Source organism: Lacibacter cauensis, from assembly GCF_007830055.1.
GTDB classification, from domain to species: domain Bacteria; phylum Bacteroidota; class Bacteroidia; order Chitinophagales; family Chitinophagaceae; genus Lacibacter; species Lacibacter cauensis.
Genome location: NZ_VLLE01000002.1, coordinates 166,765 through 183,680 on the forward strand (window position 1 = coordinate 166,765; position 16,916 = coordinate 183,680).

At 42.7% G+C, this 16,916-nt stretch carries 15 protein-coding genes; 8 read left to right on the forward strand and 7 right to left on the reverse strand.

Features of this window, described 5'->3' with window-relative positions:
* The first annotated feature begins 71 nt into the window (after window positions 1-71).
* A complete protein-coding gene (locus IQ13_RS00750) occupies window positions 72-1,778 on the forward strand; it encodes a GMC oxidoreductase (RefSeq protein ID WP_144883535.1) in 1,707 nt (568 codons plus the stop codon).
* A gap of 59 nt (window positions 1,779-1,837) precedes the next feature.
* Here IQ13_RS00750 and IQ13_RS00755 read toward each other — a convergent pair whose 3' ends face one another.
* The 5 genes from IQ13_RS00755 to IQ13_RS00775 form a co-directional block, all read right to left on the reverse strand.
* Window positions 1,838-2,425: a PhnA domain-containing protein gene (locus IQ13_RS00755; RefSeq protein WP_144883537.1), complete on the reverse strand. Its 588-nt coding sequence runs from the start codon at window positions 2,423-2,425 to the stop codon at window positions 1,838-1,840.
* Window positions 2,426-2,617: 192 nt separating this feature from the next.
* Window positions 2,618-3,226, reverse strand: a complete 609-nt coding sequence (locus IQ13_RS00760) for a hypothetical protein (RefSeq protein WP_144883539.1) — start codon at window positions 3,224-3,226, stop codon at window positions 2,618-2,620.
* A gap of 190 nt (window positions 3,227-3,416) precedes the next feature.
* Window positions 3,417-3,803 (reverse strand): DUF4242 domain-containing protein, encoded by a 387-nt coding sequence (locus tag IQ13_RS00765; protein ID WP_242009442.1) that lies wholly within the window; start codon window positions 3,801-3,803, stop codon window positions 3,417-3,419.
* A 111-nt stretch (window positions 3,804-3,914) separates the two neighbouring features.
* Window positions 3,915-4,991, reverse strand: a complete 1,077-nt coding sequence (locus tag IQ13_RS00770) for a nickel-binding protein (protein ID WP_158637272.1) — start codon at window positions 4,989-4,991, stop codon at window positions 3,915-3,917.
* An 85-nt stretch (window positions 4,992-5,076) separates the two neighbouring features.
* Window positions 5,077-5,802, reverse strand: a complete 726-nt coding sequence (locus IQ13_RS00775) for a copper homeostasis protein CutC (RefSeq protein ID WP_144883543.1) — start codon at window positions 5,800-5,802, stop codon at window positions 5,077-5,079.
* A gap of 78 nt (window positions 5,803-5,880) precedes the next feature.
* Between IQ13_RS00775 and IQ13_RS00780 the strand changes: the two genes are divergently transcribed.
* Both IQ13_RS00780 and IQ13_RS00785 read left to right on the forward strand, forming a co-directional pair.
* Complete coding sequence (locus IQ13_RS00780) at window positions 5,881-6,921, forward strand: cyanophycinase (protein ID WP_144883545.1); 1,041 nt, start codon at window positions 5,881-5,883, stop codon at window positions 6,919-6,921.
* A gap of 78 nt (window positions 6,922-6,999) precedes the next feature.
* Entirely contained in the window at window positions 7,000-7,299 is a 300-nt protein-coding gene (locus IQ13_RS00785) for a hypothetical protein (RefSeq protein WP_144883547.1), read from the forward strand.
* Window positions 7,300-7,318: 19 nt separating this feature from the next.
* Here the strand turns inward: IQ13_RS00785 and IQ13_RS00790 are convergent, their stop codons facing one another.
* Together IQ13_RS00790 and IQ13_RS00795 are read right to left on the reverse strand one after the other, a co-directional pair.
* Window positions 7,319-8,026: a hypothetical protein gene (locus IQ13_RS00790; RefSeq protein WP_144883549.1), complete on the reverse strand. Its 708-nt coding sequence runs from the start codon at window positions 8,024-8,026 to the stop codon at window positions 7,319-7,321.
* A 20-nt stretch (window positions 8,027-8,046) separates the two neighbouring features.
* Window positions 8,047-9,264 carry a lipid A-modifier LpxR family protein gene (locus tag IQ13_RS00795; protein ID WP_144883551.1) on the reverse strand — a complete coding sequence of 406 codons (1,218 nt, stop codon included), beginning with the start codon at window positions 9,262-9,264 and terminating at the stop codon, window positions 8,047-8,049.
* Between the two features lie 227 nt (window positions 9,265-9,491).
* Here IQ13_RS00795 and IQ13_RS00800 point away from each other — a divergent pair, with 227 nt between their 5' ends.
* The 5 genes from IQ13_RS00800 to IQ13_RS00820 all read left to right on the forward strand — a co-directional run bounded on the left by IQ13_RS00800 (window position 9,492) and on the right by IQ13_RS00820 (window position 16,846).
* Window positions 9,492-9,914 carry an SRPBCC family protein gene (locus IQ13_RS00800; RefSeq protein WP_144883553.1) on the forward strand — a complete coding sequence of 141 codons (423 nt, stop codon included), beginning with the start codon at window positions 9,492-9,494 and terminating at the stop codon, window positions 9,912-9,914.
* 183 nt (window positions 9,915-10,097) lie between these two features.
* Entirely contained in the window at window positions 10,098-11,321 is a 1,224-nt protein-coding gene (locus IQ13_RS00805) for an exo-beta-N-acetylmuramidase NamZ family protein (protein WP_144883555.1), read from the forward strand.
* Window positions 11,322-11,345: 24 nt separating this feature from the next.
* Window positions 11,346-12,050 carry a membrane or secreted protein gene (locus tag IQ13_RS00810; RefSeq protein WP_144883557.1) on the forward strand — a complete coding sequence of 235 codons (705 nt, stop codon included), beginning with the start codon at window positions 11,346-11,348 and terminating at the stop codon, window positions 12,048-12,050.
* A 152-nt stretch (window positions 12,051-12,202) separates the two neighbouring features.
* Window positions 12,203-14,719, forward strand: coding sequence for a S9 family peptidase (locus IQ13_RS00815; protein ID WP_144883559.1), 2,517 nt, complete (start codon window positions 12,203-12,205; stop codon window positions 14,717-14,719).
* Between the two features lie 171 nt (window positions 14,720-14,890).
* The gene (locus IQ13_RS00820; protein WP_144883561.1) at window positions 14,891-16,846 is read left to right on the forward strand and encodes a T9SS type B sorting domain-containing protein; all 1,956 of its coding nucleotides are present in this window, start codon (window positions 14,891-14,893) and stop codon (window positions 16,844-16,846) included.
* The last annotated feature ends 70 nt before the right edge of the window (window positions 16,847-16,916 follow it).

The window sequence follows — 16,916 nt, forward strand, 5'->3', positions numbered from 1 at the left end:
GAACGGGCTGTTGTATTCTTCAACAGCAAAATGATTTATCTTCCGCAGGTAAACGATCAAATACGATTTTTATGCCCGGCGATAGTTTATACATCAACAATAAAGCAACCAAACAAAATACATTCGATGCCATTGTAATCGGCTCAGGTATCAGCGGTGGATGGGCCGCAAAAGAATTGTGCGAAAAAGGGCTCAAGGTTTTGTTACTCGACCGGGGTCGTAATGTGGAGCACATCAAAGATTATCCCACAGCCACAATGCAGAGCTGGGAGTTTGCGCACCGTAATCAGTTAACACAGGAGCAAAAACAATCGCATCCTATACAAAGCCGCCATTTTTCGTACAGAGAAGACAATGCGCATTTTTATGTGAATGATTTAGAAAACCCATACGTTGAACACAACCGGTACGATTGGATCAGAGGCGATGTCGTTGGCGGACGTTCGTTATTGTGGGGGCGTGCCTGTTACCGCTGGAGCGATGTGGAGTTTGAATCGAACCTCAAAGACGGACATGGTATTGACTGGCCCATCCGTTACAAAGATCTTGCATCGTGGTACAGCTATGTAGAAAAGTTTACAGGTATCAGTGGTAATAAAGATGGACTTCCGCATTTACCCGATGGTGAATTTCAACCGCCGTTCGATATTAATGCCGGTGAACGTTACATGAAGCAACAGATTGAATCGAAATTCAAAAACAGATTTGCGGTGCATGGTAGAACAGCCAATCTTACACAACCGGTTAAAGGCAGGGGACAATGCCAGGCCAGAAATCTTTGCCATCGTGGTTGTCCGTTCGGCGCCTATTTCAGTACCAATGCAAGCACTATTCCTGCAGCGTATGCAACCGGTAATTTAACGGTGCGTCCGCATTCGCTGGTGAATAAAATTTTGTACGATGAGCAAAAGCAAAAAGCAACCGGTGTTGAAATTATTGATACGCAAACAAAGCAGACGGAACAGTTCTATGCACGCATCATTTTTTTAAATGCATCAACCATTGCATCTGCTGCAATTTTGTTGAACTCCGTTTCAAACCGTTTTCCCAACGGTTTAGGAAATGGCAGCGACCAGGTAGGGCGCAACTTAATGGATCATCATAAAGGTGTTAGTATTAATGCTACACTTGAAGGATTGGAAGAGCATTACTACTATGGCCGAAGACCAGCACAATTGTATATTCCCCGTTTCAGAAATATTTTTGATGACAAGGCAACTGATTTTGTAAGAGGCTATCATTATTTTCTTACAGCCACACGGCCACGTACAGCAGCAGAAGGATTGATTGGTGAAGAGTTGAAAGCAGCTTTGAGTGTGCCTGGCCCATGGCAAATCAACTTCAGTGGTTATGGCGAATGTTTACCGTATGCAGATAACCGTGTTACGCTGGATAAAACAAAAACAGATGCATTCGGAAGACCACAGGTGGCCATCGATTGTACATTCAGAAAAAATGAACTGAATATGCATGCCGATATGGTCGAGCGTGCAACAGAAATGGCGGAGGTGGCCGGGTTAAAAAATATCAGGGTCAGTGAAAAAATATCGGCACCCGGTAATGCCAACCATGAAATGGGTACGGCACGGATGGGCCACGATGCAAAAACATCGGTACTCAATGCGTTTAATCAAATGCACGAAGTGCCGAATGTGTTTATTACGGATGGCAGTTGTATGACGTCGAGTTCGTATGTAAACCCTTCCATTACATATATGGCGTTAACTGCACGAGCCTGCGATTATGCTGTAAACGAATTAAAGAAGATGAACTTATAAAGTAAATCGCTCATTGCAGGTATTGCAGTGAGCGATTTTATTATTTTGAACAGTCTTTATTATTTTTCGTTTTGCTTACGCACATATTTGGTAAGAATCACAATTGTCTGTCCTTCAATTTTTCCTTCGATCTGTTCGGTGTTGTCGGGCACAAGGCGGATATTTTTTACAACCGTTCCCAATTTTGCGTTGAGGGTTGAGCCTTTTACATCCAGCGACTTGATCAATACCACTGTATCACCCGCCAGCAATTGTGCGCCATTGCAATCTCTGTGCAAATCAACGCTGCCATCGTTTTCATGATCGCCGGTTGCTTTTGCCCATGCCAGGTTTTCTTCATCGAGATACAGCATGTCAAGATTGTCTGCTGCCCAACTTTCATTACGCAAACGGTTCAGCATACGCCAGGCTACCACTTGCACAGCCGGCACTTCGCTCCACATACTTTCTGTTAAACAATGCCAATGGCTGTTGTTCAGTTCAACCTTCTTTTCAATCTGCGCCAAACAGGTATCGCATATTAAAATAGAGTTATCAGCGTTAGCCTGATCTTCAGGAGGTACTTCGTATACACTCAGGTTTTGCGTACTCTTACATAACTCGCAGTTATTGCCGCTGCGCTGGCGGAGAACATCTTCCGTTTTCATCTTACGTTGTTTTAAGGGCGGCGAAGGTAATCATTTCAATTTGCTGCAAAAGCTAATCTTCGTCAGCTGTACAGATTGTTGGCGCAGCAAAACGTTGTTGCTGAAAGAAACACCCGATGCAGTAAAAAGAGCAGCACATCGCTTTTACACGATGCAGCTGCTCTCTTCAACATGGGTCGCTGTTATGCTCTGTTAATCGTGCAAATGAATATCGGGATTCGTTGCATGAAATACACCCAATGGATTCGGATACCAAACCCATGCATGCAACAGCCATAAACCAAAGCCGGTGTTTTTATCCCACACATCATTTGAACCTGTAAAACCTTCCGGTGCTTTATCGGGCGAAAGTGAGATGGGTACTGCATATTCTACTGCTACCAGTTGCATACTGCCATCTTCCATTTTGTTATACACCAGTATTTCGGGCTTTCTATAATCGAACATGTCGTCAACATGCGCCATCTTCATAAAGTGTGTGCCCATGTTTTCTACAATTACATTGATGTTGGTATAACCGTCTTTAATGGCATTGAGCGTATCTCTGTAACGTGCTGTTGCTGCACGTGCCTGTTGTAATTCCCATAGTGTAATGGCATTAAACGAAGCGTTGTTATGTAACAGGGTAGCAGGCAGCAGCATGTTTGTTTTGGCTGCTGTTGAAGGAACTGTTAGTGGTTCTGCAACGGTTGATACTTCTTTTGAGCAGCTGATAAAAACTGTTGACAATAAAAGAGCGAAAAATAAATAGTGGATAGCAACGACCTTGTTTAAGATGGCGTTTGTGTTTTTAGTTAACATGGTAAACCTCCCTTGTTTTGATTTGATGCTTGTAAGAGGGTAGTGGAAGTTTTTCAGTTTTTCAACGCATAGCAATGCCCTGACTGCTTACAAGCAAGTCGATAGGAATAACGATTAAGGAATAGGATGAAACGTGGGGTGAGAAAACGTGCCTGTAGAAACATACAGGCTTGTTTAACAAGAGGAATAATTATTGCTCCGCTGTTGCAGGGCTGATGGTGCTGGCGATTTCTGTGATGGTTGTAATGGGAAAGCCTCCTTTTTGTGCATGCTCACGCAGCAGACCTTCGTTTTGCGCCTGGTATACACAATAAATTTTGTTGCCTGCAACATAGCTGTGCAGCCATTTAATTTTTGGTCCCATTTCCTTTAATACGCCACAGGATTTTTGTGAAATACCTTTCAGGTCGTTGGCTGTTAACTGGCTGGCACCGGGTATATCCCGTTCAATCAAATAGGTCTTCATGACCGGTTCTTTTTTGGAAGTAGTATTGTTATTGGTTTGCGCCATGGAAGTAATACCTGCAAATAATAAGATGGCTGCAAAAGCAAAGCGATAGATGATGTTGTGTTTCATAACAGCATATTTAGTTGGTGAAGAATACACCAAAGATAAAATGCTGTTATGCGCCTGTGTTAGTCCATTTCATGCAGAAAATGGTAAAATTCATGCAAGCTGTAAAATTCTTTACAGCAACTCCTGGTAAGTAATCGGCAGTAAACCGAATTTCTTTTTAAAACATTTTGTAAAATAGGAGGGGCTGTTGAAGCCACAATCAAACGTAATCTCTGTAATGTTCTGCGCACCTTTGCGTAACCGTTCAATGGCTTTGGCAAGACGATATTCTTTCAACAGATCATTGGGAGAGTAACCGGTGAGTGCAGTTGTTTTACGATAGAGTTGCGATTGACTCATCGCCAGCGATTGTGCATATTCATCCATTTGAAAATCGGCTTCGCTATATTTTTCTTCCAACGCATTGAACAATGCATTGAGTAATTGCTCATCGTTGGCGGATAAACTAAAGAGGTCTTCTTCTGTTTTATGCATCAGCTCTTTTGCCACCAGCTCCCGTACACTTGCAGAAATACCTACCTGTTCCTTTCGCTGTATAAAATGCATGCGATGCAAAAACTGCAATGTTTCGCCAAAGAGTTTATCATGTTGTGTAACCGGTTCACCTGCATGTATGCTGATTCGGCAACTGCTGTTGATTTGTTGCAGTTGACGGTGAATTGCAAGTCCTGCTGCCACTGCTTTTTCTGCAGTAATAAATGAACCGATTATGCTGTGCTGTTCCTGGATGGCTTCTTTACCATTCTTTGCCGTTATCTCGTTGCGAATAATTTCCAGTATCTGCTGTACTTTCTTTTTTGCGGATTCAGTACCGGCTTCGTGTTGCAGTAAAACTGTATCCGGTAATTGTACCGACATGATCATGCGGTACGATGTCTCATCAATCAGTAATAAACCATTGTCGGTTAATGGTGCATCTGAAGGATCGGTGATGCGGCCGAGAAAAGATTGTACAAAATCGGGTTGTACTTCAATGATCTTGTGCGGTACCAATCCATGCGAACGGTTGTGCAATTCGTACACCGTTTCTTTCGATGGTGCATCAATTAAACAGAACACATGACCACGCATCTCGTCAACCCAATAAGTGAGGCATTTACAGCTATGGTCTTTTTCTAAATAAACATCCTGTCGGTGTGCTTCAGCCACATCCTTTGCATTTACGCCCGGCACAATGTGGAGGTCCATGTAGATCGGCATTTTGGTCGGTTTAGGTTGTTAAGGTAATAAAAATGTCGATTTTCTACAATGAAGATAATTGTTGTCACGGCCTCTAAGCCTGTTGCAGCAGCGATACAATTTTTTTCAGTTCATCTGCATCGGCCACATACATATTTCCTGCATCTGTAACATTTGGATTTTCAAAGGTCATGGGATTGTTTACAGCTTTACGTGCAGAGGCATGAAACTCATATGCTCCGGTTTCATTAGCCAGTTGCAGAACGTTTGATGAACGCACACCTGCACCCGGCATAATACTGATGCGGTTGTTGGCAGCCGCAACCAATTGTTTCAGCAATGGTATTCCTTCCGGTGCTGATGATGCAAGTCCTGAAGTAAGAATGCGTTCGCAACCACAGGCAATCAATGTTTCCAATGCAGCAAATGGATCGGGTACAGCATCGAAAGCACGATTACAAGTAACCTTCATGGGGTAGGCCAGTTCAACCACCCGTTGCATACGGGCTGCATCGATAGTGCCGTTTTGTAATTGTGCACCAACGGACACTCCGTTGCAACCAAGCTCTTTACAAACAGCAATATCATCCAGTACAATGTTCCATTCATCTGCATCATAAAAATAATTCATGCTGCGTGGACGAATGATCGGATACACATCAATACTAACGGCCTCCCGTACACGTTTAATGGTTCCGTACGATGGGGTGGTTCCGCCTTCAATGGGATTATCACATAACTCAACCCTTACTGCTCCCGCCTGCTCAGCAATCATGCAGCTCTGAATAGTAAAAGCACAAACCTCCAGTTGACGTTTCATACAGCAAAAGAATTTTTCTGCAATGTAATTTTTTAAAGCAGATTCTTTTCATATCTTATTGCACGAATACAAACTACAATGTTTAAACTACTACAACTTTCGCTCAGCTGCCTGCTGATGTCTTCCTGCAGCAAAGAGGTAACCGTAACGGATACTGTTCCTGCTGCCACTACCGTTTCGGCCAAACCTGCACCTTCTGTTGTAACGTACTTAACCGGCGATGCTGCTGATGTAACCACAGCAGCAACAGGTGGGTTATTGTTAATGGGTGGCAGTACCGATGTGGATGCGGCCATTGCCTGGTTTTTGCAACGTGCAGCGGGAGGCGATGTGGTGGTAATCCGTTCCAGCGGTGCAGATGGCTACAATACGTACATGTACAATATGGTTGCTGTTAACTCTGTTGAAACAATTATTATCGACAGCAGGGAAAAGGCATCGCTTGCAACTGTTGCTGATAAAATACGCAATGCAGAAGCATTGTTTATTGCGGGCGGTGACCAATGGAATTATGTGAACTACTGGAAGAATACTGCTACCGAAGATGCGATTAATTATCTCATTAATACAAAAAAAGTAACGGTGGGTGGTACAAGCGCAGGTCTTGCAGTTTTAGGTTCGGCTTACTATAGTGCAGCAACAGGTTCGGCCACCAGTGCACAGGCATTGGCTAATCCCTATCACAAGTATGTAACATTAGGTGCCAACGATTTTATTAATGCGCCTTTGCTTGCAAATACCATTACCGATTCGCATTACTCACAAAGAACCAGACAAGGCAGGCATATTACTTTTATGGCAAGGTTGATGAAAGACTTCGGTTATACAACCACTGTAAAAGGAATTGGTATAGATGAACAAACTGCAGTGTGCATTGATGCTACAGGTATTGGTAAAGTGTACGGGTTGAACAATGCTTACTTTTTAAAGAATACCACACTTGCAGCAGAAACATGTGTGAGTGGTTCGCCGCTTACCTGGAACAGGAATGCACAGGCGATATCAGCTTACCGCATTGCGGGTTCGGCAACAGGCAACGGTTCATTTAATGCCGGCAACTGGACGTTTAGCGGCGGCACATCTTATTTTTACTATGTAAACAACGGTGTATTGTTTTAGCAGAAACAATGAAAAATCAGAACATCAATGAAAGAGCAGTGTATTTTTGCACTGCTCTTTCTTTTTAATAACTACATCATGCAATTCGAAACATTTACTGCAAGTATACACGATAACAATATGCCGCCAGGATTATCAGTTTACCTGCAATCGTTGTGGTACGATGGCAAAGATGATTGGCACAAGGCGCATTCGCTGGTTGATCATTTGAACGACAGTACAGCCTGTTGGGTACATGCTTACCTGCATCGCAAAGAAGGCGACTTGGGTAATGCCGATTACTGGTACAGACGTGCAGGCAAAACAAGACCATCGGTTTCGTTGCAGCAGGAGTGGGAAACAATTGTAAAAGCGTTGTTACAGTGGCCAAACATTTAATGCTTTCAACTGCTATTTTTTATCCTGTTTTTCTGATTACTTTTTTTGTAACAGATTTCTTTTTAGCAACAGGCTTTTTCTTAGTAACAGTTTTTTTAGTAGTGCTTTTTTTTGTTTTGGCTTTTGAAACACCGGTTTTTCTTGTCGCTGTTGCAGCTTCGGCAGTAACAATACTTGAACGACGGGCAGTTTTGCGTACACGCTTCAACGTTTTTTCACTATCCGTTAATTCAGCTTCATCTACAATAAATGTGCGTTGGTTACTGATCGCAATTTCTTCAATAATGCGACCCACTTCGTAAGGTACATTCCGCTCCAGTTCGTCGAGGTTCGATGGATCTGCAAACCCAAGTGTATGACAATATTCATGCGCATAATGCCCGGCGAGCTTGGTTGGTTTCAGCTGCTCAAAGAAATTCTGAAACGTAAAGATGCGTTCCTGCTTGGTATAGCCAATGGCATCGGTACTGGTACGTAAGTCGAGCGTAAGATGCAGATCAGCTTCATGATCGATACCGTCGTTGGTATCAGCTTCATCTCCACTCATAATGATGTTGTAGATTTCTGCATTGCTGTAATTTTCTACTGTATCAAAAGGTTCGTGCTGTTCAATATTGCGTTGAAATTCTACTGAGTTGATGGCGTTGCTGAAAAACTCCAATGCAATATCCAGCTTCTCTATTTCAGCAGGCGAGTAGCGATGTGTTCTTACTTTGGTAATACGCATACAACAGTTGGTTTAAACAGTTACAAAGGAAACATCAAGCCAACGCTTCCGAAATAATGCCAGCGTTCCGGAAACAATTTTGAATTAAACTCAGGTGAGCGGTAAATACTTCGTCCCTGGAAGGCCCATGTTTTTGGTCCGGTCTTTCCTTTCTTAAAATATTCAAAGGCCAATACAAAGCCCCATTCAAATTCGTACAATCCAACATTGGTCCATTCTGGTTTCAGCGTATAATCGCTGTGTTTAAAACCTTGGCCTACCAGCATCGCATTGCGAAACATGAATGTGCCGTTTACACGTCCGTACAGGAATCCTTCAAACACATCTTTGAACCTTGTTTTCTTTTTTTCCGGTGCTGCCATTTCGTACGATCCGCTGGCTAGTGAAGAAAAGCCGCCGTTCCACCTTGCCTGGTTGCGGTTGCGTAAATGTCCAAGTCGTGCATACAGGCCGGTGTAAGCACGATCGTAATAGCCAACTGATGCACCTAGGTTCCAGCCAAGATCAAAAACAGAACGGTCGTCAATCGTTCCTTTAGTTTTTGGTGCAGAGAGTAGTGGTTGAAAGCGATTATAATCGAACAGCAATGCAGGTGCACCTCCTTTTGAAATCTGGTTGTTCCAACCTTTTGGATCGGTTGGGCGCCCTTTTACAATATTCTTATGTGCGAACGATTGAAAACGATAGCCGATGTTGGTACCGAAGATGCCGTAGTTAATGGTGAATGAATTGTACACTTCAATCAACTTTCCCTTTTTTGTTTTCTTTTGATTTTTTAGTGTGGATGAGGTAGAAACATACAATAGAAAAGCGAAAGGTCGGTCGCCTACAATGGGGGCACTGCTGTCGATAATGCGTGGTGTAAAAGCTGTACCTCCTAATGCTATGGATGATCCGTACGGTTCCCAGCCGGTAAGCTCTTCTATTTTTTTAAAAGGTAGGAACATCCAAGTTTTGCGTAAGCCGGGATGCGACACAATAAAAGCAGTTCCTTGTGTATAATTGCGGTCTTCGTTTTTTGTAAGTGGAAAGCGAAATAAAAAGTCCTGGTCAATTTGTATGCTGAACGTGGCAGGAATTTGAATTTCTCTCGGCGGTTGTTTTTTTATGTTGATATAACGGCTTGCGGGCTCAGTAATACTTACTGCAGATGTATGATTGATTGCCTGTTCCTGTGCCTGTAGTTGAAACGAACAAAACAGAAATGTGATGAGTGTAAGTTTTGGTAGTGTTAGCATGGCTGTTGATTTTTTTATTCACAGATAAAGCGATATGAAAGATAGAAAATGGTTTTGGTAATTAAAAGGTAGAAAAGCGGGTATACGCTGCGTATTATTACGGCTCATGGCATGGCATTATTCTTGTCGCAATTTGCCCGAACATTGTCGCAACAACACATTGCAAATACAAAAAAATGCAACGATGTTTGCATTATTAAACAATCATCAAACGAAATAGAATTTGTATGGAAACACAAGCAACCGTTATTACAGTAGAGGCAATCGTACATGCACCCATTACTACGGTATGGGACAGCTGGAACAATCCCGATCATATTACACAATGGGCTTTTGCATCGCCCAACTGGCATACACCCTGGGCCAAGAACGATCTGCGTGTGGGCGGAAGTTTCTCTTCACGAATGGAAGCAAAAGATGGCAGCTTTGGTTTTGAATTCGGCGGTGTGTACGATGCCGTTACAACCAACGAACTCATTGCTTATACCATGGCCGACGGACGAAAAGTAATGGTTGAATTTTCTGCAGAAGGCGATGCAACGAAAGTGGTTGAGCGCTTTGATGCAGAAAATGAAAACCCTGTTGACATGCAGCAAATGGGCTGGCAGGCAATTCTGGATAATTTTAAAAAGTATACAGAGTCGTTGTAAACCGTTGTTGGTAAAAGGTCGTCATTGCGAGGAACGAAGCAATCTGCTGGTAGAAAGAATAGATGGAGACTGCTTCGTTCCTCGCAGTGACGTTTTTGTTAGTGTGATTTTTCAATAACCTTTTTTGTGAATGGTTTTTGCTGATGAAAAAAGTTAAATAGCTTACATCCTCAATATCTGTTCATGAATAAAAAGAAAATCGTTCAGTTGTTTTTGGCTTTGCTTTGCCTGTTTGTATTTGAAAGTTCACGCACAAAAGAAGAAAAGGTAAAAGTAAAAGAGCAGATCATTACGGGTGCCGATCAAACAGAAAAATATCTTCCTTATTTAAAAGGCAAACGTGTTGCTGTGCTCGCCAATCCAACAACCATTATCGGCAAAAAGCATTTAGTTGACAGTTTGCTGGCCAGAGGCGTAAACATTGTAAAAGTGTTCGGTCCCGAGCATGGCTTTCGAGGTAAAGCAAGCGCAGGTGTAAAAGTGAGTGATGAAAAAGACCCTGCAACAGGTGTTCCCGTTGTTTCGTTGTACGGCAATAAACGTAAACCTACGAAGGCAGACCTGGCAAATGTAGATCTCATGATCTTCGATATACAGGATGTGGGTTGCCGTTTCTATACCTACATCAATGTGCTCAGCCATATTATGGAAGCATGTGCAGAGAACAATAAAGAATTGTTGATACTCGATCGTCCGAACCCCAATGGTTATTTAGTTGACGGGCCGATACTGGATATGAAATACAAATCGGGTATTGGTATGTTTCCCATACCCATTGCACATGGTATGACGATTGCTGAGTTTGCACAAATGATCAACGGCGAAGGATGGTTACCTAACAAACTAAAGTGCAAACTCAAGATCATAAAGGTTGCGAATTACAAACACGATCTGCCGTATACATTGCCTGTTGCACCATCGCCCAATTTAAATACACAACAGGCGATCATGCTGTATCCTTCCACCTGTTTGTTCGAAGGTACAGCGCTGAATCATGGTCGTGGTACGTACTTTCCATTTACTGTTTTCGGTAGTCCGTTGTTAAAAGGAAAGTATTCGTTTTCGTTTACACCGGTAAGTATTCCCGGTATGGCGGAAACACCATTGCACATGAATAAAGAATGTTTTGGTTTGGATCTTCGTCAGTACGATATCAATCAACTCCGCAAAACAAAACGCATCAACGTGCAATGGATGAAAGAACTGTATGCTGCATTTCCGGAGAAAGAAAAATTCTTCGATCGTTCGCAGAGCAATCAAATGAACGACATTAATAAACTTGCCGGTAATGCTTTGCTCAAAGAACAGATCATCAAAGGAACACCTGATAAAGAAATTTATGCATCATGGGAGCCGGGCTTGTCGAAATACAAAACCATGCGCAAAAAATATTTGTTGTATCCTTAATTCTTCATTCCTAAATATTGGTGTATGAAAAATATGTTCATCTTTTTTGGCTTGATGTTTTTCGCTGTTATTGGATCAGCTCAATCAACCGTAGCAGGTTCTTGGAGTAAACAGGATGGAAGCGTTATCACAACATGGCTATTCCAGGATGGATTCTATTCCTGCACAAAGTATGATGTAACCAATAAGGTTTTCAGTTATACCCAAGGTGGAACCTATGTTGTTGCAGGAAACGAATTGCAGATGAAGCTCGCTTTTCATACAGCCGAAAAAGAGAAAGTGGGAACAACTGAAACTGCACTTGTGGTTATAAAGGATCAAACAATGAAGCTCACCGTTAATGGTGCAGATGAAAATTATAAACGGATGGATGATGGCAAAAGTGCATTAGCCGGTCATTGGCTCATCACCGGTCGTATGATTAATGGAAGCCTGCAAACCATTACACCGGGAGCAAGACGAACCATTAAGTTATTAACCGGTACCCGTTTTCAATGGATTGCCATCAACAGCGAGACCAAAGAGTTTTTCGGTACCGGTGGCGGTACATACACATTTGAAAATGGTAAGTATACTGAGCATATCGAATTTTTCTCACGTGACAGTACAAGAGTAGGCGCCTCGTTGAGTTTTGATGGTAAGGTAGAAGGGAATAACTGGCATCACTCCGGCCTTAGTTCCAAAGGCGAACCCATCAATGAAGTGTGGACAAGGGGATTGAAATTGTGACTAAAGCGCATCGATGCCCCAAGCTTATAGCTAAAAGCTGCAAGCTATAAGCTAATTCAAGCCGCTCATGTATTTCTTTTCGCCCGGCCTTATCGGTTTCTCATACGCCCTTATCTTTAGTTTTTCCCTCGTTAAACTAAACCATCAAAGGCATGAGAATTTTTGCAATCATTTACATGATGTTGTTTGCTGTGGCGGTAATTGCCCAGCAGCCTGTTAAACAAAAAGCCAACTACGCATTGGCTGCCCGTTTTTCTCCCGATAAAATCAATAAAATGCTGTTCAGCACCAGTGTGGATCCACATTGGTTGAAGCTGAGCGACCGTTTCTGGTATGTGTACGAAACAAGAGAAGGTAAGACCTGGTATATTGTTGATGCCAAAGATGCAAAGACCGGTAAACGTCCCCTGTTCGATCATGCAAAGCTTGCAGCAGAAATAACCAAGATTGTAAAAGATCCGTTTGATGCACAGCATTTGCCCATTGAAAAACTGAAGTTCACCAAAGATGAAAACAGTATTACGTTTGAAATTAAAAGTACCATTGATGAAGTAAAGAAAGATACCTCTGCTGCACGTGGTGGCAGAAATGGCGGCGGTGCACGCCCCGGCGGAGCACCCGCAGCAACAGAAAAGAAGATCTTTTATTTCGAATACAATCTTACTACCGGCGTATTAACCGAGCTGAAAGATTACCAGAAACCGAAAGACCGTTTGCAATGGGCTTCTTTCTCTCCCGATAAAAAATATGTGCTTTATGCAAAGAAGAATAACCTGTATTACATGGATACAGCAAACTACCGCAAAGCACAAATTAAAGAAGAGGACAGCACCATTGTAGAATACCAGTTAACAACCGATGGTGTAGAAGATTACAGTTATGGTGGCGGTTTTGGTAACGAAACCAACGTAGAAAAAGAACGCAACAAAGACAAGCGCAAATCGGCTTTTGTAATGTGGAGTCCCGATGGAAAGTATTTCACACTTACACGTAGCGATAACCGTAAGGTAAAAGATTTGTGGGTCATCAACAGCATTGCAGAACCTCGTCCAACTTTGGAAACCTACAAGTACCAGATGCCCGGCGAAAAAGAAGCGCCCATCCGTGAATTATATCTCTTCGATTTTGCAGCAAAGACCTCTAAGAAAATCGGTGTGTCTGCATTTAAAGACCAAGAGATTGCGGTTTGGTCGGCTCCGTTAAAACAGTTTCAGCGTGATGAAGAAAACCGTGCAACCATCTGGCATGGTACCAACGAAAAGTTTTATATGACACGTACCAGCCGTGATCTGAAACGTATTGATGTATGTGCAGTAAATGTTGCAACAGGTACTGTAACAACGTTGATTGAAGAGCGCATGAATACCTATGTGGAAACACGACGTCTTGGTTTGGTAAACAACGGAAAAGAAATGATCCAGTGGAGCGAACGTGATGGCTGGGCACATTTTTATCTGTACGATGAAAACGGAAAACTCAAAAATCAAATCACCAGCGGTGCATTCCATTGCGAAGACATTGAAGCGATTGATGAAAAGAACCGTGTATTGTATTTCACTGCCAATGGCCGTGAACCGAATGAAGATCCTTACTACCTGCATTTGTACCGTATCAATTTCGATGGTACTGGTTTAAAATTATTAACTACGCCAAACCACGATAACCAGGCGAGCATGGACGATAACATGCGTTACTTCATCAATACCTACTCTCGTGTGAACACTGCGCCTGTTTCGTTGTTGCAGGATAACACAGGTCGTGTAATCATGCAGTTGGAAAAAACCGATATGAGTGGTTTGATGGAAGCAGGATATAAATTCCCCGAACCGTTTAAAGTAAAAGCAGCGGATGGTATTACCGATTTGTATGGTGTAATGTACAAGCCGTTCAATTTCGACAGTACCAAAACTTATCCCATCATTGAGTATGTGTATCCCGGTCCGCAAACTGAAGCGGTGAACAAAGCATTTGGCCGTGGTATGGATCGTGTAGATCGTTTAGCGCAGTTAGGTTTTGTGGTGATCACTGTTGGTAACCGTGGTGGTCATCCATCTCGCAGCAAATGGTACCACAACTATGGCTATGGCAATTTGCGTGATTATGGTTTAGCGGATAAAAAAGCGGCGATTGAGCAATTAGGCTATCGTCATAAGTTTATTGATGTAAACAAAGTTGGTATTCACGGACACAGCGGTGGTGGTTTTATGAGTACTGCTGCCATGTTGGTGTATCCCGATTTCTTTAAAGTGGCGGTTAGCAGTGCAGGTAATCATGAGAACAATATTTACAACCGTTGGTGGAGCGAAAAACATCATGGTGTAAAAGAAGTGGTGAACGATAAAGGCGATACCAGCTTTGTGTATTCGATTGAACGTAACCCTGAGTTGGCAAAAAATCTGAAAGGTCATTTGATGTTGAGTCATGGTGATATTGATAACAACGTTCATCCTGCAAATACTTTGCGTATGGTGAATGCATTGATCAAGGCCAATAAACGTTTTGAGCTGGTGGTATTACCTGGTCAACGTCATGGGTATGGTACAATGACAGAATATTTCTTCTGGAAAATGTGCGATTATTTCAGCCTGCATTTGCTGGGCGATGATTCGCAGCCGGTAGATATGGAAGAGATGAACCGTGAAATAGAAAAGGGCGATCCCGGCAAATAAGTTCAACAAATAAAACACTGTAAAGGCCATCTCTCAGCAGATGGCCTTTTTGTTGTCTGCTTTTTCGTCCGATTCAGAATTATTTTTTCCCGGTTCAGTCTATTTCATTCCACTTCTTCCTGCTTTTTAGTAAATTAGAAGTTCGGGCAATTCCTTACCCGTTCTTACATTATGCCGCTTTTTCAACAGAGAAATATCTATACCACCATTATTGCTGTATCGGTTGCGGTATTTCTTTGTTTCAACGCTTCTGCACAATGTCCACCCAATATTGATTTTGAACGGGGAGATTTTTCTAACTGGACTGCCTACACTGGAACGGTATCGGCAGCAACAGGACAAAATGTAATTACACTTAGTTCTACTGGTGTTGTTTATGGTAATCAGCATACCATGTTCAGTCGAATTAATAATGCTGGTGAACGGGATCCTTTTGGAAACTTTCCTGTAGTTTGCCCCAACGGTAGTGGTTATTCTGTAAAGTTGGGAAACACCACAGGCGGGGCTCAGGCCGAAGGTCTTTCGTACGAGTTTACCATTCCCGCAAACATGAACACTTATTCCATCACCTATCATTATGCGGTAGTGTTTGAAGGACCTAATCACAGAGAGTATGAGCAGCCACGATTGGAAATGGAAGTGCTCAATCTTACCGATAACAAAGTGATTGATTGCTCTTCGTTTAAATTTATTCCGTTCGGTAGTGCATTGCCTGGCTTTTTTGAAGCTGGTACACGGCAAACAGAAAATACACCGGTATGGTGTAAAGACTGGACGGCGGTAACCATCAATCTCAACAACCAGGCAGGTAAAACCATTCGTTTATTTTTTAAAACAGCTGATTGCACATTCGTTCGTCATTTTGGATATGCATACATTGATGTGAATACAGAATGCACAGGCGAGTTTACAGGTGCTACGTATTGCCCCAACGATACGTTGGTAAACGTGGTAGCACCCTATGGTTTCCAGGGCTACCAATGGTTCAACAGCAACTTTACGAAAGTGCTTGGTTCATCGCAAAATCTCAGTTTACGACCTCCGTACCCGGTAGGAGAATTGCTTGCTGTAGAAGTAACTCCGTATAATGGCTATGGTTGTAAAGACACGCTGTATGCCCGATTACTCGATACGCTTACATTGAAGGCCAATGCAGGAAAAGACGCTGTTTTTTGTGGCACCACACCTGTTTTACTTGGAGAGAATGCCAAGCCCGGCCTTACGTACCGATGGTCGCCGGCAACGGGCTTATCCGATCCAAATATTGCCAATCCTTTTGCTTCGCCACCGGTGTCAACCAACTACGTGGTTACAGTTTATAGTGGAGGAGGAGGCTGCTTTAAAACCGATACCGTACTCGTAAAATCATCTAACCCCGATACAACATTAACTTTTGCAGGCAAGCTGGCCTTTTGCAGCGATTCCGGCGATAGTGCAGTTGTAAGAGTACCGCCGGGTGCAATTGTACAGTGGTATAAAAACGATCTGGTACTATCGGGTGCTACGCAAAACAGTTTGCGCATAACATCGTCGGGTACTTATCATGCGGTGCTTCGCAATACAGATGGTTGCGAACTGCAGACAAGAAGGGTAACTGTTGAAGTAGAAGATCCGCAGAAAGGAATTACGTATCCTATACGCTATACGTTTATCAACGCACCGATTACTTTACAGGCCCGTACATTCGGAAATGAAGTGTTGTGGAATCCGGCTGCATTCTTAAACGATGTATCTGCTGTTTCACCGGTGTTTGAGCGTCCTTCAATCGGCAACCAGCAATACAATATCCGTATTACATCCCGTTTGGGTTGTATTACCATCGATACACAGTTTGTAAAAACAATTCCGGGAGTAACGGTTTATCTGCCCAATGCCTTTACCCCCAATAACGATAATCTCAACGATCGTTTCTATCCGGTTACCGATGGTATTAAGGAAGTGTATTCGTTTAAAGTATTCAGCCGTTGGGGTGTTGAATTGTATTCGTGGAAGACAAATGATCCCGGTTGGGATGGAACGTTTAAAGGCGTTCCGCAGGTGCCCGGTACCTATGTTTGGCAATTCAGCGGAGTAGGTATTGATGAGAAAGTGTACACCCGCAAAGGAACCATTACACTTATTCGCTAGCCTGTTCTTTTTGCCTGCTATTTCTTTTATTTCAATTTGGCTTTAGTATGTTTGATGCAATATTTATTGT